Raw genomic sequence first — 2,075 nt, forward strand, 5'->3', positions numbered from 1 at the left:
ATGAACGCCTCGGCATGCTTACCGATCCAAAAAGCGCACACCGCCTGCTCATCGATCGCGCGCCACGCATAGACCTCCGCACCAACGAACAACAAGTCCTGCTCAGGAAACGGGATCTGAGCAGCCCGCTGAGCAAACAAGTGACCAGGCAGGTAGCGCTGATCTTCACGGTACCGCCGTGCGATGTCATGCAGCGCCTCGGCGCGGGTCGGTCGAAACTCCCAAGCCTTCAGATAAGCGTCCTGAACAACCAACCACGGCCAATCGAGTTGCGCCATCGACTCCGCGAGCCGGAGCATCGAATAGTAGATCTCCTCGTCCCAGCCGCCCATCTCGACTCGCCGCTCATACCACTTGCGCGCGTTGACGAAATCACCCAGATCGAAGTAACTCTGCGCCAGATAGAACACCGACCGACTGTCCTCAGGGTTACGCTCGACCTCAGCCAACAACAGATCGCGGTCACGCGCATATTTCTGCGGATCCAGGCTGCGGGCACCGAGGCGGCGAGACGCGATGCGCGACTCGCCCTGAAGATTTGCGACAACGCATGAGCCGTCCCACACCGGGGCTTCGTGGACGACACCTTGGTAATGCACATGGGCCCCATCACGGAACAACTGCGCGCGCCGGTAGGCGATAGAAGCATCGGCGATGGTCATGAAGTAGACGTCGGCATCGAGGTTGTTGAACTCAGGAGAACCCACCACCACGTCGTCGGCGTCGATGACCCAGATGTAGTCGCCGTGGCCCTGAGCGAGATTCAATGCCTCGGTGCGGTTATGGCCGAAGTTCAGCCATGGTCGTTCGTGAAGCTCGCCCGGAATGCCCAGACGAGCCATGTGGTCGCGGATCAGGTCCTGGGTCCCGTCGGTGGAACCGGTGTCGACGATCACCCAGGAACTAATGTATGGCGCAACCGAATCCAGCGTCTCCGCGACGACGTGAGCCTCGTTCTTCACGATCATGTTGAGACAGATGGCTGGCCGCGCGGTCACTACTTCAGACACAGCTCAGATGGTATCGGGCAATCACATACGGTGGTATCGGATCGGGCCAGAAATCGCGTCTCGGTTGAGTCAACGGTGGGATTTATTGGTCCAGCTATTCGTCGGCAACCGCAATTGGTCAAGTCGGCCGTTGCCGACCGTGTCCTCGAGGCGTGTGTGTCGTTCGCTGGACCACTGTGCAGCTCGAGATGGGGTCTCAGATCTATCCACCAGATCGGCGAGGGCGTAACGATCGGCATCCGATGCCCGACGCACTGCGGTGCGATACGTGAAGCCCGCCGGTAACTCGATCGCATCAGCGCGAAGACGATTGACGCATCAATTACTTATTACTCAAAGACAAACGCCGTGAGCTGAGTCATTAGGCCGCGAGCGGTACACCTACGGCGAGATTGGTGAGAAACGCGACCCGGTCACGTACACCCACCACGACAACTTCCCGCAATTCTGACCTGAGTGCACCGTCCAGAAAGGGGTGGCCTGCGGCCACCCCTTGCCCGGGCCTGGAAGGGGTGGCCTGCGACCACCCCTTCCTTTGGCTTACGGTCCAGTCGGTCCAGTCGGTCCAGTCGGTCCAGTCGGTCCAGTCGGTCCGGTCGGGCCAGTCGGTCCAGTCGGGCCGGTCGACCCGGTCGACCCAGTCGGTCCAGTCGGGCCAGTCGGTCCAGTCGGGCCGGTCGAACCGGTCGCCCCGGTGGAGCCGGTCGGGCCAGTCGGTCCGGTCGCCCCGGTGGAGCCAGTCGAGCCGGTCGGGCCAGTCGGTCCGGTCGCCCCGGTGGAGCCGGTCGGGCCAGTCGGTCCGGTCGCCCCGGTGGAGCCAGTCGAGCCGGTCGGGCCAGTCGGTCCAGTCGCACCCGTCGCCCCGGTGGAACCAGTCGAGCCGGTCGGGCCAGTCGCACCCGTCGCCCCGGTGGAACCAGTCGAGCCGGTCGGGCCAGTCGGTCCAGTCGCACCCGTCGCCCCGGTGGAACCAGTCGAGCCGGTCGGGCCAGTCGCCCCGGTCGCACCCGTGGAACCAGTCGCCCCAGTCGAGCCGGTCGCACCCGTGGAACCAGTCGAGCCGGT

Annotated in this window: 2 protein-coding genes; both read right to left on the reverse strand. The window is 63.6% G+C overall.

The window, feature by feature from the left end; translation table 11 throughout:
• A partial coding sequence (locus tag SKC42_RS27340; protein WP_330967355.1) for a glycosyltransferase occupies positions 1-1,010 on the reverse strand: 1,010 nt, incomplete at its 3' end.
• Positions 1,011-1,371: 361 nt separating this feature from the next.
• Positions 1,372-2,075 (reverse strand): hypothetical protein (locus SKC42_RS27345; protein WP_330967356.1); only part of this gene is annotated, 704 nt, incomplete at its 5' end.

It is taken from the genome of Mycobacterium sp. 050134 (assembly GCF_036409085.1).
Classification (GTDB): Bacteria; Actinomycetota; Actinomycetes; order Mycobacteriales; family Mycobacteriaceae; genus Mycobacterium.